Annotated in this window: 24 protein-coding genes; 11 read left to right on the forward strand and 13 right to left on the reverse strand. The window is 39.4% G+C overall.

Annotated features, from left to right (window positions below):
• Positions 1-57 precede the first annotated feature (57 nt).
• Together ribH and BHR79_RS08015 are read left to right on the forward strand one after the other, a co-directional pair.
• The gene (gene ribH, locus BHR79_RS08010) at positions 58-462 is read left to right on the forward strand and encodes a 6,7-dimethyl-8-ribityllumazine synthase (protein ID WP_072562351.1); all 405 of its coding nucleotides are present in this window, start codon (positions 58-60) and stop codon (positions 460-462) included.
• Positions 463-483: 21 nt separating this feature from the next.
• On the forward strand, positions 484-1,626 hold the full coding sequence (locus BHR79_RS08015; protein WP_072561840.1) for a pyridoxal phosphate-dependent aminotransferase: 1,143 nt from the start codon (positions 484-486) through the stop codon (positions 1,624-1,626).
• On the opposite strand, the gene BHR79_RS08020 is transcribed toward BHR79_RS08015, so the two are convergent.
• The 10 genes from BHR79_RS08020 to BHR79_RS08060 all read right to left on the reverse strand — a co-directional run bounded on the left by BHR79_RS08020 (position 1,621) and on the right by BHR79_RS08060 (position 11,440).
• Positions 1,621-2,049, reverse strand: coding sequence for an adenylyltransferase/cytidyltransferase family protein (locus BHR79_RS08020; protein ID WP_072561841.1), 429 nt, complete (start codon positions 2,047-2,049; stop codon positions 1,621-1,623). The two genes, BHR79_RS08015 and BHR79_RS08020, sit on opposite strands and share 6 nt — an antisense overlap.
• A gap of 80 nt (positions 2,050-2,129) precedes the next feature.
• Positions 2,130-2,879 (reverse strand): DUF1638 domain-containing protein, encoded by a 750-nt coding sequence (locus tag BHR79_RS08025; RefSeq protein WP_083433061.1) that lies wholly within the window; start codon positions 2,877-2,879, stop codon positions 2,130-2,132.
• Between the two features lie 89 nt (positions 2,880-2,968).
• Positions 2,969-4,567 carry a sodium:solute symporter family protein gene (locus BHR79_RS08030; RefSeq protein ID WP_072561843.1) on the reverse strand — a complete coding sequence of 533 codons (1,599 nt, stop codon included), beginning with the start codon at positions 4,565-4,567 and terminating at the stop codon, positions 2,969-2,971.
• On the reverse strand, positions 4,558-4,680 hold the full coding sequence (locus tag BHR79_RS10825; RefSeq protein WP_013037568.1) for a symporter small accessory protein: 123 nt from the start codon (positions 4,678-4,680) through the stop codon (positions 4,558-4,560). Before BHR79_RS10825 ends, BHR79_RS08030 begins: the two co-directional genes overlap by 10 nt.
• Positions 4,681-4,901: 221 nt before the next feature.
• A complete protein-coding gene (locus BHR79_RS08035; RefSeq protein ID WP_072561844.1) occupies positions 4,902-5,381 on the reverse strand; it encodes a metallophosphoesterase in 480 nt (159 codons plus the stop codon).
• A gap of 529 nt (positions 5,382-5,910) precedes the next feature.
• On the reverse strand, positions 5,911-6,783 hold the full coding sequence (locus BHR79_RS08040) for a DNA adenine methylase (protein WP_072561845.1): 873 nt from the start codon (positions 6,781-6,783) through the stop codon (positions 5,911-5,913).
• A gap of 161 nt (positions 6,784-6,944) precedes the next feature.
• Entirely contained in the window at positions 6,945-8,489 is a 1,545-nt protein-coding gene (locus tag BHR79_RS08045) for an AAA family ATPase (RefSeq protein ID WP_072562352.1), read from the reverse strand.
• A gap of 20 nt (positions 8,490-8,509) precedes the next feature.
• Positions 8,510-8,719, reverse strand: coding sequence for a hypothetical protein (locus tag BHR79_RS08050; RefSeq protein ID WP_072561846.1), 210 nt, complete (start codon positions 8,717-8,719; stop codon positions 8,510-8,512).
• 923 nt (positions 8,720-9,642) lie between these two features.
• On the reverse strand, positions 9,643-10,164 hold the full coding sequence (locus BHR79_RS08055; protein ID WP_072561847.1) for an O-acetyl-ADP-ribose deacetylase: 522 nt from the start codon (positions 10,162-10,164) through the stop codon (positions 9,643-9,645).
• Positions 10,165-10,204: 40 nt separating this feature from the next.
• A complete protein-coding gene (locus BHR79_RS08060; RefSeq protein ID WP_072561848.1) occupies positions 10,205-11,440 on the reverse strand; it encodes a GntP family permease in 1,236 nt (411 codons plus the stop codon).
• A gap of 193 nt (positions 11,441-11,633) precedes the next feature.
• Between BHR79_RS08060 and mdh the strand changes: the two genes are divergently transcribed.
• The gene (gene mdh / locus BHR79_RS08065; protein ID WP_072561849.1) at positions 11,634-12,557 is read left to right on the forward strand and encodes a malate dehydrogenase; all 924 of its coding nucleotides are present in this window, start codon (positions 11,634-11,636) and stop codon (positions 12,555-12,557) included.
• Between the two features lie 135 nt (positions 12,558-12,692).
• Here the strand turns inward: mdh and BHR79_RS10665 are convergent, their stop codons facing one another.
• Complete coding sequence (locus BHR79_RS10665; RefSeq protein WP_169818161.1) at positions 12,693-12,845, reverse strand: hypothetical protein; 153 nt, start codon at positions 12,843-12,845, stop codon at positions 12,693-12,695.
• Positions 12,846-12,931: 86 nt separating this feature from the next.
• Complete coding sequence (locus tag BHR79_RS08070) at positions 12,932-13,810, reverse strand: amidohydrolase family protein (protein WP_072561850.1); 879 nt, start codon at positions 13,808-13,810, stop codon at positions 12,932-12,934.
• Positions 13,811-14,123: 313 nt separating this feature from the next.
• Between BHR79_RS08070 and BHR79_RS10540 the strand changes: the two genes are divergently transcribed.
• The 6 genes from BHR79_RS10540 to BHR79_RS08095 all read left to right on the forward strand — a co-directional run bounded on the left by BHR79_RS10540 (position 14,124) and on the right by BHR79_RS08095 (position 18,563).
• Positions 14,124-14,285: a hypothetical protein gene (locus tag BHR79_RS10540; protein ID WP_157198647.1), complete on the forward strand. Its 162-nt coding sequence runs from the start codon at positions 14,124-14,126 to the stop codon at positions 14,283-14,285.
• A 136-nt stretch (positions 14,286-14,421) separates the two neighbouring features.
• On the forward strand, positions 14,422-15,207 hold the full coding sequence (locus BHR79_RS08075) for a TrkA C-terminal domain-containing protein (RefSeq protein ID WP_083433064.1): 786 nt from the start codon (positions 14,422-14,424) through the stop codon (positions 15,205-15,207).
• Positions 15,208-15,301: 94 nt separating this feature from the next.
• Entirely contained in the window at positions 15,302-16,351 is a 1,050-nt protein-coding gene (locus tag BHR79_RS08080) for an MBL fold metallo-hydrolase (RefSeq protein WP_072561851.1), read from the forward strand.
• An 82-nt stretch (positions 16,352-16,433) separates the two neighbouring features.
• Positions 16,434-16,826 (forward strand): hypothetical protein, encoded by a 393-nt coding sequence (locus tag BHR79_RS08085; RefSeq protein WP_072561852.1) that lies wholly within the window; start codon positions 16,434-16,436, stop codon positions 16,824-16,826.
• A gap of 26 nt (positions 16,827-16,852) precedes the next feature.
• Positions 16,853-18,148 (forward strand): DEAD/DEAH box helicase, encoded by a 1,296-nt coding sequence (locus tag BHR79_RS08090; protein ID WP_072562354.1) that lies wholly within the window; start codon positions 16,853-16,855, stop codon positions 18,146-18,148.
• Positions 18,149-18,371: 223 nt separating this feature from the next.
• Positions 18,372-18,563: a TRAM domain-containing protein gene (locus BHR79_RS08095; protein WP_013037550.1), complete on the forward strand. Its 192-nt coding sequence runs from the start codon at positions 18,372-18,374 to the stop codon at positions 18,561-18,563.
• Positions 18,564-18,870: 307 nt separating this feature from the next.
• Here the strand turns inward: BHR79_RS08095 and BHR79_RS08100 are convergent, their stop codons facing one another.
• The gene (locus tag BHR79_RS08100) at positions 18,871-19,095 is read right to left on the reverse strand and encodes a hypothetical protein (RefSeq protein ID WP_143743602.1); all 225 of its coding nucleotides are present in this window, start codon (positions 19,093-19,095) and stop codon (positions 18,871-18,873) included.
• A gap of 493 nt (positions 19,096-19,588) precedes the next feature.
• Here BHR79_RS08100 and BHR79_RS08105 point away from each other — a divergent pair, with 493 nt between their 5' ends.
• Both BHR79_RS08105 and rimK read left to right on the forward strand, forming a co-directional pair.
• Positions 19,589-20,080: an ATP-dependent zinc protease family protein gene (locus tag BHR79_RS08105; RefSeq protein WP_072561854.1), complete on the forward strand. Its 492-nt coding sequence runs from the start codon at positions 19,589-19,591 to the stop codon at positions 20,078-20,080.
• Positions 20,077-20,982: a 30S ribosomal protein S6--L-glutamate ligase gene (gene rimK, locus BHR79_RS08110; RefSeq protein ID WP_072561855.1), complete on the forward strand. Its 906-nt coding sequence runs from the start codon at positions 20,077-20,079 to the stop codon at positions 20,980-20,982. Before BHR79_RS08105 ends, rimK begins: the two co-directional genes overlap by 4 nt.
• Position 20,983 lies beyond the last annotated feature (1 nt).

Genomic DNA, 20,983 nt, shown 5'->3' on the forward strand with positions numbered 1-20,983 from the left:
TGGTTTATAATTTATAAGTATGATCAGGAAGCAAAATCTGCATTGGAGAACAATATAATGACAATCAGACTGGGATTTGTGGTAGCGGAGTTTAACAGGGATCTTACCTACCAGATGGAATTGCTTGGTATAGAACATGCGAAATTCCTGGGTGCGGAAGTGACAGATACAGTTCTTGTACCTGGTGTTTACGATATGCCACTTGCAATCAAGAAACTTTGTGAAAAGAATGATATCGATGCAGTTGTAACCATTGGTTCGGTAATAGAAGGTGCAACAGGTCACGATGAGATAGTGGTCCAGCATGCCTCAAGAAAGATTACCGACCTTTCTCTGGAATACAACAAACCTGTCACTCTGGGCATTGCAGGTCCCGGTATGAGCCGCATGGAGGCTCATCAGAGGGTCGATTATGCCAAAAGGGCTGTAGAGGCTGCGGTAAAACTTATCAGGCGTCTCTAAATCAATTCATAGGGGCTATTAATGGCATCTTCAAGATTGGCCCGAGTGGCTGAATCCCCAACAATACGTATAGCCAATATAGCAAATAAGCTCAAGCATGATGGCATTGATGTAATTAGTTTCAGTCTGGGTGAACCCGATTTTGATACACCCCGACACATCAGTGATGCTGCATGCAAGGCGCTTTATAGCGGAGAAACTCATTATTCTCCATCTCCGGGTATCAATCCGCTGCGCGAAGCTATAGCCAAAAAACTACAAACAGAGAACAATCTGAATCTGGATGCATCCAATGTGATGGTTACACCGGGAGCCAAGCAGGCAATCTTCGAAGTTATGATGTCTGTACTTGATGATGGCGATGAGGCTATCCTGTTCGATCCTGCCTGGGTTTCCTATGAACCATGCATCAAATTTGCAGGAGCAAACCCTGAATGGGTGCCTACAGACCCGGAAAATGGCTTTCTTCCTTATGATATTGGCGATCACATTACAGATAAAACTCGTCTGATAGTTGTCAATTCCCCTTGCAATCCCACAGGTGGTGTGTTTGGCAAGGACAAATTAAAGGAAATAGCAGACCTTGCCATTGATCATAATCTTCTGGTCCTCTCTGATGAGATATATGAGAAGATACTTTATGATGAAAAACACTACAGTATCGGTGCTATAGAAGGGATGCAGGATCGCACTATTACTGTAAATGGCTTTTCCAAATCCTATGCGATGACAGGCTGGAGGTTAGGTTATGTCGCTGCCAATGAAAATTTCCTTCATGATTTCCAGAAAATCCAGTCACATTCTGTCAGCAGTGCTACAACGTTTGCTCAATATGGTGCCATTGAGGCACTGGAAGGTGACCAGCAACCTGTTGAGGACATGGTAGCCGAATTCAGGCAACGCCGCGATATCCTTGTAGATGGATTGAATGATATAGGTATACATTGCAGCCGTCCCAAGGGTGCATTCTATGCATTTGCGGATGTAAGCGAGTACGGGAATGGTGAAGAGATTGCTGAGAAATTGCTTTCAGATGCCCACGTTGCTGCGACCCCCGGTTCGGCTTTCGGCCCAAGTGGTAACAATTTCGTGAGGCTTTCATATGCCATTTCACAGGAAAGGATAAGAGAAGCTCTTGAAAGGATTGAGAATTGTCTTTTATAATTCTGTTCTCTTTCTTTCCAGGATCCTTTTTATAATTCTACCACTGCTGCAAAGGGGGCATTGCCGGGGTTTTCCCAGGCGGATTACCTTTGTATTGAATCCTCTTTTTTGAAGTTTATCTTCAAGTTCTTTTTCATTGAATACCTGGTCGTGTCCCAATACGATAATATCCGGTTGTACCTCTTCGAGGGGTTTGAACATATCATCTTTGCTTCCCAGAAGGGCATGGTCCACAACCTTTAAAGCTTTAACCATTTCAAGCCGCTGCTTTTCAGGAACTATGGGTTTTGGCTTATGTTCGATTGTTGAGTCCCGCGCAACAAGGACATATAATTCATTGCCATACTTCCGGGCTTGGTCCAGATAGTAGAGATGTCCCGGGTGCAGTATATCAAAGGTTCCTGTTGCAAGTATGCGTGTCAATTCATCACCTGATTAATTGTCCGCTAAAGAATAGGAATTACCTTTAATAACTTTATGGAAAAGGCCCTGATACTGTTGGGTCAATACAATTCTTTTTTGAAATTACTGTAGCACTGCTTTAAAGTGTTCAGGTTTGCCGGCACATGCAGTATATCAAAATCGAAGAGATTGGCAAATTCATCCACATGGTCATGGAAATCCTTTTCATAATTAATTCCCGTGTCAACCTTTGCCACGTGTTTGTATCCGACTTGATTAAATACATATCTCGATGTTTCAATGTCGTTTTTATCTTTGCCAAACCCTGAAGAAACAAGCATATCCCTCCAGTTGGCTGCCCACATAGGGGTCAGGAAAAAAGCCCCTTCTCCTTTGAAACTCTTGAGTGTGTCCAGATATTCCTGTCTGCCTCCAAGTACGGCACCAATACAGTCATCGACTGTTTCCCCGTTATTTTCTCTTAGTATTCCCACCGGACAGGGATAATCGGCAAAATCCTGCTCTATATTTGAGAGTACATTGCCACACAATCCGTAGAAAAGCAATATACCATCGGATATGGGTGTCAATCTTTTGGTATTTGTGTACACCTCATCCTTGAGTTTTTTTGGGATTGCATGTAGGGCAAATTCAAGTATCTGGATAACTATATTGAATTGATTATCAGGCAATGGGTTATTCAGCAAATTAACCATGGTTTTTGTTTCAACGTCCACTCCTGCTTTGCTGAGTTTATCCCTGATGCCATAAGATTCATCATTTTCGATTATAATTACATTGTCTACCGAATTGTCCTCTTCCATGAGGTATGCTATCTCATCTTCGAACATTCTGCAGGCTATTATTGTTAGGGTTGGCAGGTTAAATCACCTGTATAAAAGAGAAAAGGGAAGGGATTTTAAGATTGCGCCTTTTGGCCTTATCTTTTGATGCATCCCCTGTAACATTTGTCGAGGTGTTCTTCTGGCATTGGCTTGGTAGCAAGGCTTACTGCTACGGCGGTAACGGCTGCGATTGGTGTGGCAACAAGGATTGGATCAACAACGGTCCAGGTGCCGGTGAGCAGGGTCTGTGTTCCAAAAATAGCCTGTGATATTCCCAGGGGAGCGGCTTCCTTTGCATGGACAAAGGCCAGCCAGAAAAGGCTGCTGAATGTTCCTGCAAAAAGACTTGCAATTGCTCCTTCCCTGGTCATACGCGGCCAGAACAGTGCTCCTGCATAGGCGGGAAGGAAGGCAGCAGCGCACAGGCCGAAGAAAATAGCTGTTCCACGGGCAATAATGCTGATTGGCAGCATGTAGGCAAGGATAACACTCATTATGATTGTAACAGCGATCCCCAGTCTGGTTACTGATATTGTCTTTCCGGATTTACCGCCCTTGAGGAACTCTTTATAAAAATCATGGCCGATAGCAGTTCCCATTGTGTGATATTGGGAACTGAGAGTTGACATAGCAGCTGCCAGCAGGGTTACCATGAAAATTGCAACGAAAATATCTGGTGTGGCACTGTTTATGTACTCCGGGATGATGCGGTCCATATTACCTTTTGCTACATCCAATGCAATCTGGCCTTGCGTATCGAGGAAATACACATTGGAAAGGGCACCCACTATATAGGCAACTCCTGCCATCATGAGGATAAAAGGTCCACCGGCAAATACTGCCCTGTTGAGGGATTTTTTACTATCTACTGTCATGAATCGCACGGCCAGCTGGGGTTGTGCCAGTACACCGATTCCCACGCCGAGGATAATTGTAGATACCATTGTCCACCATATCGGTGTGTCAAATGAAGGCATTGATGTCCATCCAGTATGTCCGCCTGCAGCTAAACCTGCTGGTACCATTGATGCCATGTCGGTGAGGGCCTGGTGGGCTTGCGTGATTCCACCGAGGTTTACATAGGTTAATATGAGCAGTACAGTCATCCCCCCAAGCATCAGGGTTCCCTGCATGGCGTCTGTGTACATAACTGCCAGCAAACCTCCTGTGATCACATAGGCTGCAACAATAATCGTGAGGATAAATACGGCCACATCATAATTTATTCCCAGGGACGTTTCCATGAACCGGGCTCCTCCGATAAGTACGATCCCTGCATAAAGGGGCATGAATACTCCGATCAGGGCACCTGAAAAACCCTGTATGAATTTTGAGTTGAAACGTTTCCCCAGCAGTTCGGGGAATGTGACAGCACCCAGGTTCACACCTATGCGTCGTGTGCGTGATCCGAAAAGGACAAAGGCCACAAATATCCCGACCACGATATTCATGAAGACAAGCCAGAGTGTCCCCATTCCCAGCGTTGCGGAAACTCCTCCGAAACCAACGATTGCGGATGTACTGATAAATGCCGCTCCATAGGATAGGGCCAGTATGTACGGGTGCACTTTCCGCCCCGCAAGCATGTAATCGTCAACTTCTCTTGTGCGCTTGTATGCAATCCATCCGCAATAGAAGACTATCATCAGATAGACCAGAACGATTACACCAAGAACTACCGGGCTTACAGGCAATCCTCTTCCTCCTCTTCATTCCATTTTGCAATTCCATATGCCATGCAGGCAATGGCACTTATTATGCACAGAACATATGCACTCCATATGTAGGGGTCCTCTATGCCTAACATTTTTTACACCTCTTTTATACTGGGGGGTGTTAGCAAGTAACATACTTGAACTTTTCGAAATGAGCAGGAGAAACAGAAATTTAACTAATGAAGCAAAAGGTATTTAACGAAAAATAACAGAAAAATAGGATTAAGTATTACAACAGATAACTTTTGTAATACTTTGTCTGTTTTGCAGACCTTAAAAGGCGTTGTTGTCAGACCACGCCTCCTCCCTTCTTTTATAGTTCAATTATCTCGGTTTCCTTTGTTACGGTATCCACCACTGCAACAGTAGCTTTTCCGGTAAGTACTCCGGCAGCTTCCCCGGGATTTATCACTCGTGTATTGCCGGTCATGTAGCTGCCTGCCTGATGGGTATGTCCCCTGACAATGAGATCAAAACAACCGGATGCAGCAAGAGCCTCAATTTCTTCTTCGTTGATCCCATGTAGCAGGGCAATATGCAAACCCTCTATATCCAGTGTGCCAAAATCACCACACACGTTTGCTCCCTGTTTTGCAAACCATTCTTTTATAGTGATTCTGTCCCCTTCGTTATTTCCAAATACAAGGTGAAGAGGGGCCTCCAGTTCCGTGAATCCTTTTACGTTGAAGGGAGATATGAGGTCTCCGGCATGGAGGACAGCTGAGACCTGTTTTTCATTGAAGAAGTTCACCGCTTTGCGTATCATTTTGAGGTTATCGTGGGAATCAGCCATAATTCCCAAATATTTTCGTGTTAAGTTCACCAACTCCTATAACTTTTACAACTTAATCTTTAATTGATTTTTCGAGAGCATCATAACAATCCTAACACAAAAATAGATAATCAGCCTTGCTTTTATTAGATTTGTAAAAACTCATTAGTAGCATGTTTTCAGTTGAATCAAAAACATGACAGTTCACAGGATGTTCTGCTTTTTTTGGAAGGTATGCATGACACATATATAATCAACTCAAACTTTGAATATAATAAATCTTGCTTTTACTTGTGCTCTGTAGAAAGAATTTCAGGTAGAATACTTGTGATATGATTAACAAGTTTTACGGGTTGTGATAAGTTATTAAAAATTTATCCTTCTTTTATCTATAATGTTTTAAGCACCTTACCCCGCCTGCAGATTCAATCATTCTTTCGCTTGAATTAATTATTGTCTTTCCAAGTTCATGGTTTTCAAAGAAATTGGAAGGCCTAGTACATTTTAATCATTTAAAGTACTTGAATAAAACTCGGACAATATAACAATATCAATCAACTGAATTGTTCAGTAAAAACGGTTCTCGTAAAAAAGAAATAGATTCCTCAAATTTCATATCATCTGAAAAAACCAACAGCTCAGTGCCCATTTTATTAGAAGTATTTTGTGAAAGTGTGTAACTCAAACATTTTTTGTCATCATATAATCGGATTATACTATCGTTGTAATCATAAGAAATCATCCATTTATTATTCAGTTTTTTCACATATTCACTCAATGCAGTATGATCTTTTTCCTGAAAAAAGTTCATATATAAATCTGCACCTTTTTTATAGTAGGGTGGATCCAGATAAATAAAAATATCTTGTGTATTTGCCTCAATTTCCTTTAAAAAATCAATACCATCAAGATTAGAAATACTGATTTGTGAGCGGTAACTGGATAATTTTTTGATGCGGTATATGAGTTCATCCTTATTGAACCTAGCATTAATCTTATGTTTTCCTTTCTGTGCTGCACCACCTATAACGCCTCCTTTAATAATTCCAGAAACATTAGTTCGGTTTAGAAAAAATGTTGATGTTGCTAATTCAAAATAGTCTTCAGATCCATTTTTTTGAATTTCTCTACAATTATACCACGTTTCCATGGAAATGTCACAGTCTTCAATCCAAGAGCAAAAGCGATCTGGTTGCTCAACAATAACTTTCCAAAAAGAATAGATCGAAGAATCAAAATCATTGATATAAATATGATTAACATATCCCTTAAATAACAACCTCAACGCTAAACCTGCTCCTCCTGCATATGGCTCAGCATAGCTTGCACCCACCATTTCATTTTCATGAAATAAATTTGAAACAAACTTAAAAATACGATTTTTTCCACCAGGATATCTCAAAGGAGAGTAAAATTGACCCACGGTTCATTCACTCCACAAAATCCCATATATAAAATAGTCATATATTATTGTCATGATTTATTCCGTCGAATTCATGTTTATTATGCTATAATTTAATAAACATTTTTTGATATCGGTGATTTGAAGCAGTTTTTCGTTTCAACAACTAGATTTATCAAAGCTTAGCCAAGAGTAATACCTAACTGTTTTTCATACTCCAATATGAGTTTATCAAACTCCTCCAAAAATGCTTCTACTTCTGGGTTGTTCTCCTTCCATTTATTGATCAATCTTGTACTACCTCTGCCCCAATATCTTTTTTGATTTTTAAACCACTGTTTTGCTTTATCTCTATCCTCTATAATTTCATGGTATTTAATATCTTTAAAAACAAATTGTTTTGTGTAATCACAATCAAATTCTTTCCATATCTCATCTGAATCACTAAGTTCATAAAGATATGTAGCAAGAATATTTTCAGGACGGGTACCACCAGGTAAAAGTAATATGTTTTTTGCATTAACACCTTTAAGGTCTGCATCACCATCAAGAATAATTAGTGATTCGGGATAACTAAAAGAAGGTACTTTTTTTCTTGAAAGTTCTTTTAAATTTCCACATCCAAGTGATACATCTACATACTTCAGTTTTTTGTTTCGCTTATTTTTCAATAATGCCTTTGTGAAGATACGGGCTTCTTCGTCCTCACAGTAAACATCTATTTTTGAAGGGGTAGTATCTTCGCTAGTAATTACTTGAAGTCTATTGTTAATGGAATCAAATTGTAGATCTTCATTTGGAATTATTTTATTATCGAGTTTTTCAAGATATACAACATTAACTTGCCCTTTTATTTTCTCATTAGAACTCAGTTCGTAAGCTTCTTTTAGAATAGTAAGTGAATGAGTCGTAAAAATGATTTGTATATCATACTTTGAAGAAAACCTTCTCAATGCTTTCATTAACTCAAGTTGTGATCCAGGATATAAAGTGGCATCCAATTCATCAATGGCTAGTATGCCGCCAGTATAACCATCCTTGTCCTTTAAACGTTTAAATGAAAGTATTGCTAACAATATTTTTCCTATATTATCCTGACCGGCTGAATTCATTTTCCAGTCATAAACTGATGTGTTTGCTCCAAGGGTGTTTTTTTGTTTGCTAGCAAGATAGTTTGCACTTTCAATTTGACCATCGGTGATGATAAGAATCTTATCGTGCCATTTTTTATAAAATTCAAATTCATCATCAGTTAATTCAACATCATTACTTGATTTAAGACTGTCATCTTCTCCAATAGGAAAAAGCCTGGATAAACTCAAATAGATAACTGGCATTTGGAAATAGCCAGATCCTTTGGATTTATCGCCCTTTTTCCAAAAGCGAATAATGGGTGAATCACTTCTTTTTATGCTTTCAACTGTAAAATCAGGAGTGCTATCTGTATCAAAATGTAAAGTCCATTCATGTGTACCTGCTGTGTCAAAACTCTCAGAGAGCTTAAATTTATCCGAAAATGCCGATTTGAAATTACCGCCACATAATGGCTTTTCACCATATAACGAATGATCTTTATCTGTTATCGAAAACGGTTGACTTAACATCCCTAACAAAGTAGTTTTCTGTGTGCCATTTTGTCCTGCTATTACTGTCAATTGATTCCCTAAATGAAATTCAATGTCATTAAAGCCTCGAAATTGCTTAATCGATATTTTACTAATTTTCATTCCAGACACCCATGATTTGTTCAATAGTCTTCATCGGGATGAAGTACTCGATTTATAGTTTTCTGGCATAATGGACATACCATGTTCTCTTCAAGTGTGTAAAAATCATCGATGATGTTGATAAAGGGCACATGAAGATCAGAATGGCATTCAGGACACATCATCAAGACATTGCCATATTCATCGACTTCAGCATCTACCTCAAACACATAAGTTTCTTCAACTTCCATCTAAACACCATTATTTATTATCATTTAAATGATTACCATCCTATATGAAAAATTTCGATACACACTGCTTGATTTAGATTGAAATATCTAAAATCAAAGTTACACTACGATAAAGTTTACAAATAGAAGTAACGAATTGGCTTTATAAAAATATAACTATTTCAAGTCCCTTATGTTCCTACAAATCCCCTATTGGGATTTTGTTTGGAGCCGGATTTATGATTAACAAAGTTATATTGGTTATAAAAATATTTACTACCAATACATCCTATTTTTAGCATACAAAAAATTAGAGATAACTATAACCCTTATCCAATATGTGAGATGTAGGATTCGAACATGTCATCTCATTTCGACTTTCCAAAAAGAAACTCTCACGGACTAACATAATACAAATGCTGCTTGTCCGGAGAGTACATATCCAGTTCGATTTTCAACCTATGAACGATATCACAGCAACATCTGAATGCCACACCGAACTTATCCTTGAGGATCTTGTAAAACTACATTATGAGGACTGCGTTCTAGACACTGACATGTAGTGTACTTCAACGACCCAGAGATCGATACATCAAGAGTTTTTGAAAAAGAAAAACAGAAAGTCGGTTTAAAGTATGATGAGGATAAAGAAGAATGGATGTTTGGTTACTAGCTGAATGTGTGAAGGCCATATAGGCACACTTTCTTTTTTCTGTGTTTCATTATATTTAATTATAAGTAATCATAAGCAACGATAACTTTTTTATAAATATTGTTAGTGTCATTAACAACTTTATATTTTAAGTTTTTTTAAATCCAACTTTCCTTTTTATACTGCTCTATGTTAACTTTCCGATATGAAAGTCCAATCCACTGTTCTATCTGAAGGTTACATTGAAGGTAAATCAAAAATAATTCCTATCATGCTCTATCTCCTGCTTTGATTATTTTATTCTCTCATTAAGTACCCTATTGGAGCTACTGAAAGTGTCATCGTTAAAACATACAAACACGATCCTATCAAAAACAGGCCTGTCGTTCAGAAAACTGATAACTTCATTCATGGCTATCTCGGCTGCCCTCTGTATAGGAAAATGATAGGCTCCGGTACTTATTGAGGGGAAGGCAATTGTTTTGATTCCTCTTTCTGCCGCCAGTTTAAGACAATTCCTGTAACATCTTGCCAGCATCCTGTCCTCATCACTATTTCCGCCATGCCAGACAGGGCCCACTGTATGTATGACCCATTTTGCAGGCAGGTCATAGCCTTGCGTGATTTTTGCTTCACCTGTTGCACAGCCATTCAGTGTCCTGCATTCTTCCAGCAGTTTAGTCCCGGCAGCGTTGTGTATTGCTCCATCAACCCCTCCTCCTCCCAGCAGGGAACTATTGGCTGCATTCACAATGGCCTCAACTTCCTGTTCTGTGATGTCACCTTTAATTATCCTGATAACCTGTTTATCCATAATCTGTGGTCTTTTTTACTGGTTAATAATTCTTGTCAATTCAGAAGAGGAAATAATCAAGGAGGAGGACTGAAGTGAATAGTAATATCCCCAATATGGCAAGGGGAATGGTATAATTCGATACTACGGTTTTCACATCATCGCCTGTGGTTCTCTGGATAAGCCAGAAAAACGGATCTGTAACATAGGAAAATACCATGGTGCCAGCTGAAATCATTAATATTAGAGGAATTGTTGCCACCTCTGAAACATAGGGGCTGTAGGCAAGTATGGATGATGTTATTATTGCGGTGACAGCCCTGGATCCCTGTGCAGTCTGGATTATCGCGGCAAAAAGAAACGGGATGAAAAGAGCAGGTATGAGGTGTCCGATAAGATTATAGGTATTTTCTGCAAATGAACTTGCAGCAATTACTCCTCCAAGCGCCCCCGCACCGCATAGGTCGAGTAATATAATACCGGCGTTGCGAGTGCCTTTTTCAAAAACGATATCCAGATTTTCTTTTTTTACCAGTAACAGGGAGACACTGGCTGCAAGGATAATGGCAAGATTTATATCCGCAAGCAAGGACGCTCCCGGTATAAAATGTCCAATTGCCAGGAAAACAATGGGCAGTATTAATGGAACCCATCCAATAGGTGACTCTTTTCCTGACAATTCTCTTTCTTTCCATGTGTCTTTGTCGTTCCCTCTTTTTGAAATAAGCAGGTATCCAAAGATAAAAAGAATTACAGATATAGTGATTGCAGCCAGGTTGAAGTTAGCATTAACATTAAAATTAAGACTTCTTGTAATACTGTATATCACAGGAAGTGGATACAGAAGGACAAACGAAAGAGTACTTCCAATTGCGGTCGCATAATAACATTTCTTCCTGATCTCAGAATTTACCTTCAGATTTTCAACAAGGGGTATCATTACCACATAAGCTGTCAGGCAGCACATGAGGGGGATGGATAACAGGTAACCTGTAATCCCTGAGATAAGGGTGGGACGTGAAGATATTTTTTGCATATCCGAGACAATCCGCTGAGCAAAATTTTCCTGTCTTATTACCAGGGCAATCAATGATCCTGAAAAAATAGGAATTGCAAGGAGTGCAAACACCCTGCCTGCACCCTGTGTTGCCATTGCAATTGCGTTTTGCTGCATCCCGCTGAAAATACCATAAAAAAGGGCTGCACCTGTAAGGACAAGGAAAGGGGGCAACCTAATCTTCCAGAGTAGAATTGTTGTTAATACAATGGTTATCGCAAAAATCAGGATATCTTGCACATTTTCACCGTTTTTTTGTTAATTCTCATTCGATATATCATCTCCAGTTATATTTTCTGTATATTTTAAACTAATGTTTTCAAAAACACCTCTAATATGGAGTAGCAATTTAAATAGCAAAAGAATAGGTTTAATTATAAAAAATTCTAATTTGGTATTCTCTTAATATAATCACATCAAAGGTGCTTTTACCATGGTTAAAATCTCAGTAATCGGAGCGGGGAATGTTGGTGCAACTACCGTGCAGAGACTTGCCGAAATGGAGTTCGGTAATATTGTCCTGGTGGATATAGTTGAAGGTTTACCCCAGGGGAAAGCCCTGGACCTGATGCAGGCAGGCGCAATTATAGGCTATGATACTAAAATTAAGGGAAGTAATGACTATGCGGATATTGCCGATTCGGATATCACGATCATAACCGCCGGTGCTGCAAGAAAACCCGGAATGAGCCGGGCTGATCTGATAAATATCAATACTAAGATCATGAAAGATGTTTGTGAGAATATCAAGCAATATGCACCTGAATCTATTGTTATTGCTGTTACTAATCCTCTTGATGTAATGACTTATGTGGCCCTGGAAGTCACCGGCTTTGAGCCAAATCATGTATTCGGAATGAGTGGAATACTTGATACGGGACGTTTTGCCAGTTTTATTGCCGATGAACTTGCCTGCTCCAAAAGAGATGTTGAAGCAATGGTGATAGGTGGTCATGGGGACCAGATGCTTCCCCTTCCCCAGCATTCTTCAGTATTCGGGACGCCTCTGCCAGAATTGCTTGGAGAAGATGTCATTGCAGGGCTTGTAGAACGTACAATCCATGGCGGTGCTGAAATCGTTGCTCTTCTCAAACAGGGTAGCGCCTTTTATGCACCCTCTGCTGCCATAGTCCAGATGGTGGAATCAATCCTGAGGGATGAAAAGAGAGTCTTGCCTGTTTCTGCTTATCTGGAGGGGGAATACGGCCAGAAAGGAATATATTTCGGTGTGCCTGCCAAAATTGGTTGTGATGGTATTGAAGGTATAATAGAGCTGGAACTGAATGAAGAACAGAAACAGGTACTTGAAGAATCCTCAGCAAGCATAAAGGAAAGCATCGACTATCTGGATGTATGATATTTAGCTGTTAGGAGAATTTTTGTAGGATAAACCGGCACAGGGAAGTCAGCAAGCAAATTCTTGTGGAGGTAATTGCCTGCAAGGTTTTGTTTTAATAATGCTAGAGATTAAAACTACCCCTTCAAAAGGATTTTATAGTTTTTTGGCTTTGCAGAGGTTTTTGTCATCCTTTGCAACCCGGCCACATTTCTTGCAGTAATATGAAGGATTCATAATAAGTTTTTTAAATTCCTTTGTATTTTCTTTTATATCATCTTTTTTCCAGGAACACATCTTTTTTGCCATATTTATCCCCCTTAAAAGAATTAGCCTCAAGTCAAACACTGCAATAATAGCTTGGGATGTGCTATTATTTTAAGTTATCCTGCAGTTCAGAAATCCCATAAATGTGCTGCATTTTTGTACAACACCCTGTCAACATCCTTCGTTGAAAAGTTTCCGTCTTCCTGTAGTTTAACTATCATCTGGAGTTGTTCCTGCAGGTTTCCCCATGGTTCATCTGAACCAAAAAGGACTTTTCCTTCGGACTGGCTGGTTATTATATCCTCAGTAGTCGTGCCATGATTCTTATACATGTATCTATATGCTTCATGGCTTGACATTGCAGTATCCAGATAGAGATTGTCAAGATCATCAACTGCTTTTATAATTTCAGGGACCCCATCCCCCAGATGTGCAAGCTGAAAATTAATATCCGGGTATTGTTCCACTTTATCCAGCAATCTACAAGGGTCTTTACTACATGCCATAGGGATGTGTAAAAGCAGGTTCATACAGTTTTCATTCATATAACTTAGAATTGAATCATCAGGCATATTTCCATAGATTCCATAATACTTTATCCCTGCAGGAGGATTTTCGTTTTCATCTTCATATTTTGCAATATTTTTGGCACTATCATTTGCAGCTATAAACGGTATAAAAACAACCCGGTCATCATCAATTGCCCATATTTCATCGTTTGCTCTGGTATAATCTATCTTCCAACCAGAGTATGGCTCATCAGGGTCTGGGGATTTGTTTTTGAGATGGTAGAATAAGCCTTTCCAGAAATGTCCGAAAGTGTTTGAAGGTTCGGGTTGTGCAAAAAGAACACAGTTTTCAACATTATTCCGGTCCATGTTCTCCTGAAGCCTCTGTATGTTATTACTGATTCTGGTGGTGGGCCTTAGCGCCATTGTCATGAAAATTGAATTTGTTCCGTAATGGCAATGTGCATCATTGATCCGGTATTTTCCACATTTTTCCATGAGTAACTGTTTTAATTTATTCCAGATATACATACTCGACACAAAGATTTGCTTGCTGCTGTCTTTTCTTAAGCCTTTGTCGAATTGATGTGGCTTTGTACATAATGTATCGATTATTCTGGAGTACAGAAAAATTAGATTATATGAAAATGGCATAGATGCGAGTTTTTCACATTATTACTTGCGGATGTCAGCAAAATTTCGGGTGTGGTTTATAAGAGGTAGAAAAGTTTATTAATGATAAATCATTATAGATATTTGTAATGATTAAACATCACAATATGTGTGGTAATTGATAAACGGAGGTTAGTAAATGGAAATTTACCAAAATGAATCTATACATGAGAAAGGGGATCTTACCAGACAAGCAAACCATAGCATGACCATTAATGAAATGGTTTTCATGATGGTTATTCTGGCATTTGGATTGATTTCTCTGTACAGGTTGACCGCTTATGCCAACCTTATCGGCTGATCATTAAAGGGCAATTCACAGAATTGCCATAATTTTCCTCCTATCCTATTGTTTTTCTTCCATTTTATCGCTCCATTTGATTTAGAAAATGATAAATGACTTCAGGTCCAATAGGATGCAAGGAGCAAACTTCTAAATGATAGCGGCATTTATTACGGTTTTTGTGGTAATTATTTTGTCTCTTTTTATCAATCGTATAGCCACTATTGCGTTAACCCTAACCGGTCTTTCCCGTGAGATCTCACGCTTCCAGGCAAGATCTGCACTTACAGGTGCGGGGTTTACTACTACGGAATCTGAAAAAATGATGAATCATCCTGTAAGGCGCAGGATACTGATGTTGCTTATGCTTGTGGGAAATGCTGGAATAATAACCCTGATGGCTTCTGTAGTCCTCGTTTTCCTGAGTCCCTCTTCTGATACATTGCTAAGTTATGTCATTGTCATTACACTTGGTTTGCTAGTAATTTTGATACTTACCCGTAGCAAAAAAGCCGATAGATTCCTCAGCCGTGTTATCACTTTTTCTCTTACCAGGTGGACTGACATCCAGACATCAGATTCTGCAAGCCTGATTTACCTGGGTGGCGATTATCAGGTTTCAGAACTGGAAGTTGGCTCTGAAGATTGGCTCGCCGGTAAAGTCCTGAATGAGTTGAACCTTGTGGATGAGGGAGTGCTTATACTTGGCATCCAGAAACCCGGCGGTAAATATATTGGAGCTCCTGTGGCATCTACACGTATTGAAATTAATGATGTACTCCTGCTATACGGCAGAGGTGAATCTTTGCGCTCCCTTGACAGAAGACGTAAAGGGCTCCGTGGGGCGGTTGCACATGCAGAAGCAGTGGCACAGCAGAGGGATGTGGTGGAAGAACAGGAAACAGGTACTTCTAAGGCTGAATATGATGTGGTGGAGTAATTATTTTTCTGTATTAAATATTCCAGCTTTATATCGGCTCTGAAACTTAATAGTATAACAATAACCGGTTATTTCAAATATCCAGGGATGTCTTATGATAAATATGGCCCAGGGACTGGAATTTCGTCTTGTGTCCTTTGATTCAATGGGAGCTAAATCCTCATCGATTCTTGTAAAAACCCCCGATACAAGCATACTCATAGATCCCGGAGCTGCGATTCTGCAAAAGAGTTTTCCGCTTTCGGATTCTGAAAAACAGTTCTACCTGCACAGTGCTATACATAAAATCAAAGAAGAAATGAAAGAAGCGGAACATATCATAATCAGTCACTATCACTTTGATCACTATATGGTGGATGAAGATTCCTGTAAAACATATCTCAATAGCAATATGTGGATAAAGGATCCTAACAGGTGGATAAACCATTCACAATGGGATAGGTCCCGGCAGTTCCTGCAATCGTTGAGCCGGCTTAATGGGACTACTCTCAAATACTCTCCTCCGATGCAATGCCACTACAAAGATCCGGTGAAATGCTTACCTATAGCTTTTTCCATGGATTTTGGTGATTATCAGCAACGAAGGGAAGAATTAATTTCAAAATGGCGAAAAAGATTTTTGAAAATGCAAAAGCGCTGGTCATCTGAGAAATGGGTAGAAACCGTATCCGATGCAATACATTTTTCAGATGGCTGTGAATTTAAAACTGGCGACACCACGGTGCGCTTTAGTCGTCCACTTTTCCATGGAATCGAGTATTCTGCTACAGGATGGGTGATTGCTACTATTATAGAATATGGAGGTAAAAAATTACTTCATACATCGGATTTGCAGGGCCCCGTCATCGAAGACCATGCCCAGTGGATTATTGATGAAAGTCCAGATATATTGATACTTGATGGCCCCCCAACCTATCTTTTGGGTTACCTTCTCAACAGGACAAACCTTGACCGCAGCATAAATAATATCATCCGGATTATTAAGGAATGTGTTCCGGACCTTATTATATACGATCATCATCTTTTAAGGGACCCGCTTTACAGGGAGCGGACTGAAAAGGTGTGGGAAACTGCAGAGAAGATGAATGTCAATTTAATGACCGCTGCTGAATACAAGGGTCTTGTTCCTGTTGTTTTGAAATGAAACTATCAACTTGTTGTCGCCATTTATCGATGATCATGTAAAAAGGATCGAATATGGCCGGTGGGATGGTTAAGTCCCAAAAATGGCAGTGTTAGGATGGGGCTTCTTGCATCCTGTAAGGATGCTGAGGGTAATGTTTTCTGCTTATGGCAAGAAGATAAAACGTCAAAATAAATGGTACAATGTCTTTAACCAGTCAGGTTTGCCTGTTTATTTTGTTTTAAACAGGATGATTGACTATTGCGGTATAAACCCCTTGTGGAACAGCAGAAAATATATTGGGTTTTTAGCAAATTCAACTTATGAGATTGCTCTGCTTACCGACAACCTTTATATACTTGCCGTTGTTATGCACCATGCCTCTTTTTGTTTAAAGAAACATTTAGAACAAGTACATTTAATTGATCATCATTATCCCCAAAGATGCCTATACAGGCACCTATTCTGTGTCAGGCAATTTTTCAGGATACTGTGATAGCAGAATATAAAAGGAATTTTACCATGGAATCATTAACTTTTAAAGATTTGAATTTATCGAAAAATATTGAACGTGCAGTTGAAGACATGGGTTTTGAGGAGCCCACCCCTATTCAGTCTCAATCTATTCCCTATCTTATGGAAGGTAAGGATGTAATAGGACAGGCGCAGACCGGTACCGGTAAAACTGCTGCCTTTGGGATACCTGCTCTTGAAATGCTGGATGTCAAGAGTAAGAAGGTTCAGGTAGTGGTCCTCTGTCCAACCAGAGAACTGGCAAATCAGGTTGCCGAGGAGATGAGCAAACTTGCCAAGTACCAGAATACCAAAATGTTACCTGTTTACGGTGGTCAGCCAATAGACAGGCAGATTAAGGCTTTGAGAAGAGGGGTACACATTGTAATTGGTACTCCCGGGCGAATTATGGACCATATACAGAGAAAGACACTGAAACTTGATGGTGTTAAAATGCTGGTACTCGATGAAGCTGATGAAATGCTTGATATGGGTTTCAGGGAGGACATTGAATTTATTCTCAGTCGCGTGCCCGGCCAGAAACAGACAGTTCTATTTTCTGCCACGATGCCCCAGCCAATTATTAAACTCACAAAGAAATACCAGCAAAATCCCCAGATGGTAAAGACGGTTCATAAGAAACTAACAGTCCCTCAGATTGAACAATTCTATTTTGAAGTCAAAAACAACGCAAAGACCGAAGTTTTGTGCCGTTTAATAGATATTTACAATTTCAAGTCCTCTCTTGTTTTCTGTAATACCAAGAGAAATGTCGATAAACAGGTTGAAACTCTCAAGGCACGAGGTTATCTTGCAGATGGAATGCATGGTGATATGAGGCAAGCGCAAAGGGAACGTGTCATGTCCAATTTCAGGAAAGGGGAAATTGAGACACTCGTTGCAACTGATGTTGCTGCCCGTGGTATCGATGTGGAGAACATTGAGGCTGTTTTCAATTATGACATCCCTCAGGACGAGGAATCATATGTCCACAGGATAGGCAGAACCGGTAGGGCAGGCAAAGAAGGAGTTGCGATAACCTTTGCTTCCGGTAAGGATATCCGTAAGATCAAAAATATACAGAAACACACCAAGGCAAAGATCATAAGGAAAAATGTTCCTTCCCAGAGTGATGTTGAAGATATCAGGGCGGAAATGCTGTCACAAAACGTCAAGAAGATAATCGATGATGGGCACATTGGCAAATATGAGCACTGGGTCGAAAATTTACTGGAAGAAGATTATGCTTCAGTGGATGTTGCAGCTGCCCTTGTGAAAATTCTGTTATCGGAAGAGAAGAAGTAATCCTGCCACAGGGAGGTTTTATTTTTCACACCTCCCTATTCAAAAGATATATATACCATAACATCGTACTATGATTGCTTTTAAGAGATCAAGGCTACTGCGATAAATATTAGGTTTATACGTTTTTACTTTTACCGTATTTACTATTTTCCTATGTTTTCCAACTAGTTAATTATCTGTTTTAAGCTTCATTAGAAAGGACGTGTAATATTTGTTTAACAATATGGATTCAAGTGCACCAGTAGAAGCTGGCGAAAGTTATGAAGTGACCATCGAAGATATCGCAAGAGAAGGAGACGGCATTGCAAGAGTTAGCGGCTTTGTCATCTTTGTTCCAAACACCGAAGTCGGCGATGAAGTCACTGTTAAAGTCACCAAAGTAATGCGTAAATTCGCATTCGGTGAAGTAGTTTAAATCTTCTGTTTTTGCAAAAAAAAAGATTTGGGTATTTCCCAAATCCCTATTTTTATTTCTATTCCAATTCTGTAGTTTGATATTTGAATACCGCTTAAGTTAACTTTAATTATGTTCCATCGTTTTCCTGTGAAGTTAGTGGAAACTTTGGCCGGGTTTAGTTAGCGCTCAATTCATTATAACAATGTATTCTTCAAAAAGCAGGAAGTAGGACGATAAATCATCTATGTTCAGAATTCACTGAAAGTGATCTATAGGGAAAGTTTCATCAAAAAATCTGATTTTCAAAATTTCCCAGGATATTGATTTAATTACCGGGATGAATGGTAGGAATATTTTTCCTGTACGAGAAAAACCGACTATTGAATATTATTGGTGTGGCCGCCAGTGCAATTATTATCATTGCCCATGCGCAGAGTCCGATTGCTGCATATACTGGATACTGGAACATTTCACCGAACATGGCCGGCTCGATTATGATACCAGCAGATCCCAGGGTCTGAACCATTCTTAGACCTGTATTTGTAAACATTTGCCAGAAAAATATAGATGCTGCTGACAATATTCCCGCTTTTGATATAAAATAAAATGCTGGATGGCTTCTAAAAGTGCCTGTTTTAGAGAGTTTGTTTTTTCGAATCATGATTTTCCATAGGTACTTGCTATAGTACACATCAGGATTCACATCTATATAAAAAAATCCGGATTCATTAATTATGAACAATATTATTCATGAACATTTCTGGAGATACAGTGTAATTTAGGCTTATTGTTCTTCTGTGACTTTGCGAGAATTGCTATTCTGTGAATATCCCACTACTATGCTTTCATTTAGTTAACATTTTGAATTAAGTATATTTTGGAAATCAATAAATGACTTATAAAAACATATATATACTCCAAGTTGGATTTGCTTCTTAAAATTATGAAAATAGATATAACATTTGTGTAAACATCACTTTGGTAAGGAATAGTTCCTTTTTACTAAAATGATTTGTCAAAAAATTTCACCGTGAAGATGTCTTATGAATAAAAAAGAACAGGGCTTGATGCTTGGATGGAGGGAGTGGGTTGCGCTACCTGAATTAGGACTGCATGCCATAAAAGCAAAAGTAGACACAGGTGCCAGAACATCTGCATTGCATGCATTTGATATCGAGCTTTACAGAGAGAATAATATTGATATAGTTAGATTTCTGGTTCATCCCATTCAAAAAAACTTAAATTTCTATATTGAATGCAAAGCGCCTCTAAAGGATAGACGTCAGGTGACCGATTCTGGTGGTCATAAGGAGATGCGTTATGTAATCGAAACACCTGTTGTTTTTGACACTTATATATACCCCATTGAACTAACGCTTACCGGGCGGGATACTATGCGTTTCAAGATGTTACTGGGGCGTAATGCACTTAAGAAAAGAGCAATGGTAAATCCGACTGCATCATTTATGTGTGGGAAACTGGATAAAAAAACATTATATGAACTATATGGGATAAAACCTGAGGTAAACGAATGAAAATTGCTTTATTGTCAAGGAATAAGAAACTTTACTCAACTCGTCGCTTAATTGAAGCAGCAGAAGAGAAAGGGCATACAATTCAGGTTATAGATGTACTGCGCGCTTACATGAATATTACTTCTCACAAACCTTCCATTCACTATAAAGGCGAGGAATTGAACGATTTTGATGCGGTAATTCCCCGTATAGGTGCATCTGTCACATTCTATGGTGCTGCAGTTTTGCGGCAATTTGAAATGATGGGTGTTTTTCCTTTGAATGAATCAGTTGCACTTACCCGTTCCAGGGACAAATTGCGCTCTTTACAGTTACTCTCCCGCAGGGGCATAGGTTTACCTGTGACTGTGTATGCAAGCAAACCCGATGATGTAAAAGACATGGTAAAAATGGTTGGTGGTGCTCCACTTGTTGTTAAGATTCTTGAAGGTACACAGGGTATAGGTGTAGTGCTTGCAGAAACACAAAAAGCTGCAGAAAGTATTATTGAAGGATTTATGGGTGTAAATGCAAATATCCTGGTGCAGGAATACATAAAGGAATCCAAGGGAGCCGATATACGCTGTTTTGTTGTTGGGGGTAAGGTTGTGGCATCCATGAAAAGACAGGGGCCCAAAGGTGAATTCCGTTCAAACATTCACAGAGGAGGAACGGCAACTACTATCAGAATCACACCTGAAGAACGCTCAACTGCTGTGCGTGCTGCAAAAATAATGGGGCTTAATGTTGCAGGTGTTGATCTTTTACGTTCCAATCATGGACCTGTGGTGATGGAAGTAAACTCCAGTCCCGGTTTGGAAGGTATAGAATCTAGTACTGGCAAAGATATCGCAGGTATGATAATTGATTATATTGAGAAAAACAGTAAATTTGGTAAGACACGAACCAGAGGAAAAGGTTAAT

The sequence above is a fragment of the Methanohalophilus halophilus genome, from assembly GCF_001889405.1.
Taxonomy (GTDB): Archaea; Halobacteriota; Methanosarcinia; order Methanosarcinales; family Methanosarcinaceae; genus Methanohalophilus; species Methanohalophilus halophilus.

What these genes read in the sequence shown, in the direction of transcription:
- BHR79_RS08035 (WP_072561844.1), bottom strand. Translation starts at nt 5,381, where the DNA reads ATGGCTGATTCCCACGATAACCTCAAAATGATACGCAAAGCGGTGAAC.
- BHR79_RS10540 (WP_157198647.1), top strand. Translation starts at nt 14,124, where the DNA reads ATGGAAATTTACCAAAATGAATCTATACATGAGAAAGGGGATCTTACC.
- mdh (WP_072561849.1), top strand. Translation starts at nt 11,634, where the DNA reads ATGGTTAAAATCTCAGTAATCGGAGCGGGGAATGTTGGTGCAACTACC.
- BHR79_RS08085 (WP_072561852.1), top strand. Translation starts at nt 16,434, where the DNA reads ATGGCAGTGTTAGGATGGGGCTTCTTGCATCCTGTAAGGATGCTGAGG.
- BHR79_RS08070 (WP_072561850.1), bottom strand. Translation starts at nt 13,810, where the DNA reads ATGGAAAAATGTGGAAAATACCGGATCAATGATGCACATTGCCATTAC.
- BHR79_RS08090 (WP_072562354.1), top strand. Translation starts at nt 16,853, where the DNA reads ATGGAATCATTAACTTTTAAAGATTTGAATTTATCGAAAAATATTGAA.
- BHR79_RS08100 (WP_143743602.1), bottom strand. Translation starts at nt 19,095, where the DNA reads ATGTTTACAAATACAGGTCTAAGAATGGTTCAGACCCTGGGATCTGCT.
- ribH (WP_072562351.1), top strand. Translation starts at nt 58, where the DNA reads ATGACAATCAGACTGGGATTTGTGGTAGCGGAGTTTAACAGGGATCTT.
- BHR79_RS08050 (WP_072561846.1), bottom strand. Translation starts at nt 8,719, where the DNA reads ATGGAAGTTGAAGAAACTTATGTGTTTGAGGTAGATGCTGAAGTCGAT.
- BHR79_RS08045 (WP_072562352.1), bottom strand. Translation starts at nt 8,489, where the DNA reads ATGAAAATTAGTAAAATATCGATTAAGCAATTTCGAGGCTTTAATGAC.
- BHR79_RS08015 (WP_072561840.1), top strand. Translation starts at nt 484, where the DNA reads ATGGCATCTTCAAGATTGGCCCGAGTGGCTGAATCCCCAACAATACGT.
- BHR79_RS08055 (WP_072561847.1), bottom strand. Translation starts at nt 10,164, where the DNA reads ATGGATAAACAGGTTATCAGGATAATTAAAGGTGACATCACAGAACAG.
- BHR79_RS10825 (WP_013037568.1), bottom strand. Translation starts at nt 4,680, where the DNA reads ATGTTAGGCATAGAGGACCCCTACATATGGAGTGCATATGTTCTGTGC.
- rimK (WP_072561855.1), top strand. Translation starts at nt 20,077, where the DNA reads ATGAAAATTGCTTTATTGTCAAGGAATAAGAAACTTTACTCAACTCGT.
- BHR79_RS08095 (WP_013037550.1), top strand. Translation starts at nt 18,372, where the DNA reads ATGGATTCAAGTGCACCAGTAGAAGCTGGCGAAAGTTATGAAGTGACC.
- BHR79_RS08025 (WP_083433061.1), bottom strand. Translation starts at nt 2,879, where the DNA reads ATGTTCGAAGATGAGATAGCATACCTCATGGAAGAGGACAATTCGGTA.
- BHR79_RS08080 (WP_072561851.1), top strand. Translation starts at nt 15,302, where the DNA reads ATGATAAATATGGCCCAGGGACTGGAATTTCGTCTTGTGTCCTTTGAT.
- BHR79_RS10665 (WP_169818161.1), bottom strand. Translation starts at nt 12,845, where the DNA reads ATGGCAAAAAAGATGTGTTCCTGGAAAAAAGATGATATAAAAGAAAAT.
- BHR79_RS08105 (WP_072561854.1), top strand. Translation starts at nt 19,589, where the DNA reads ATGAATAAAAAAGAACAGGGCTTGATGCTTGGATGGAGGGAGTGGGTT.
- BHR79_RS08075 (WP_083433064.1), top strand. Translation starts at nt 14,422, where the DNA reads ATGATAGCGGCATTTATTACGGTTTTTGTGGTAATTATTTTGTCTCTT.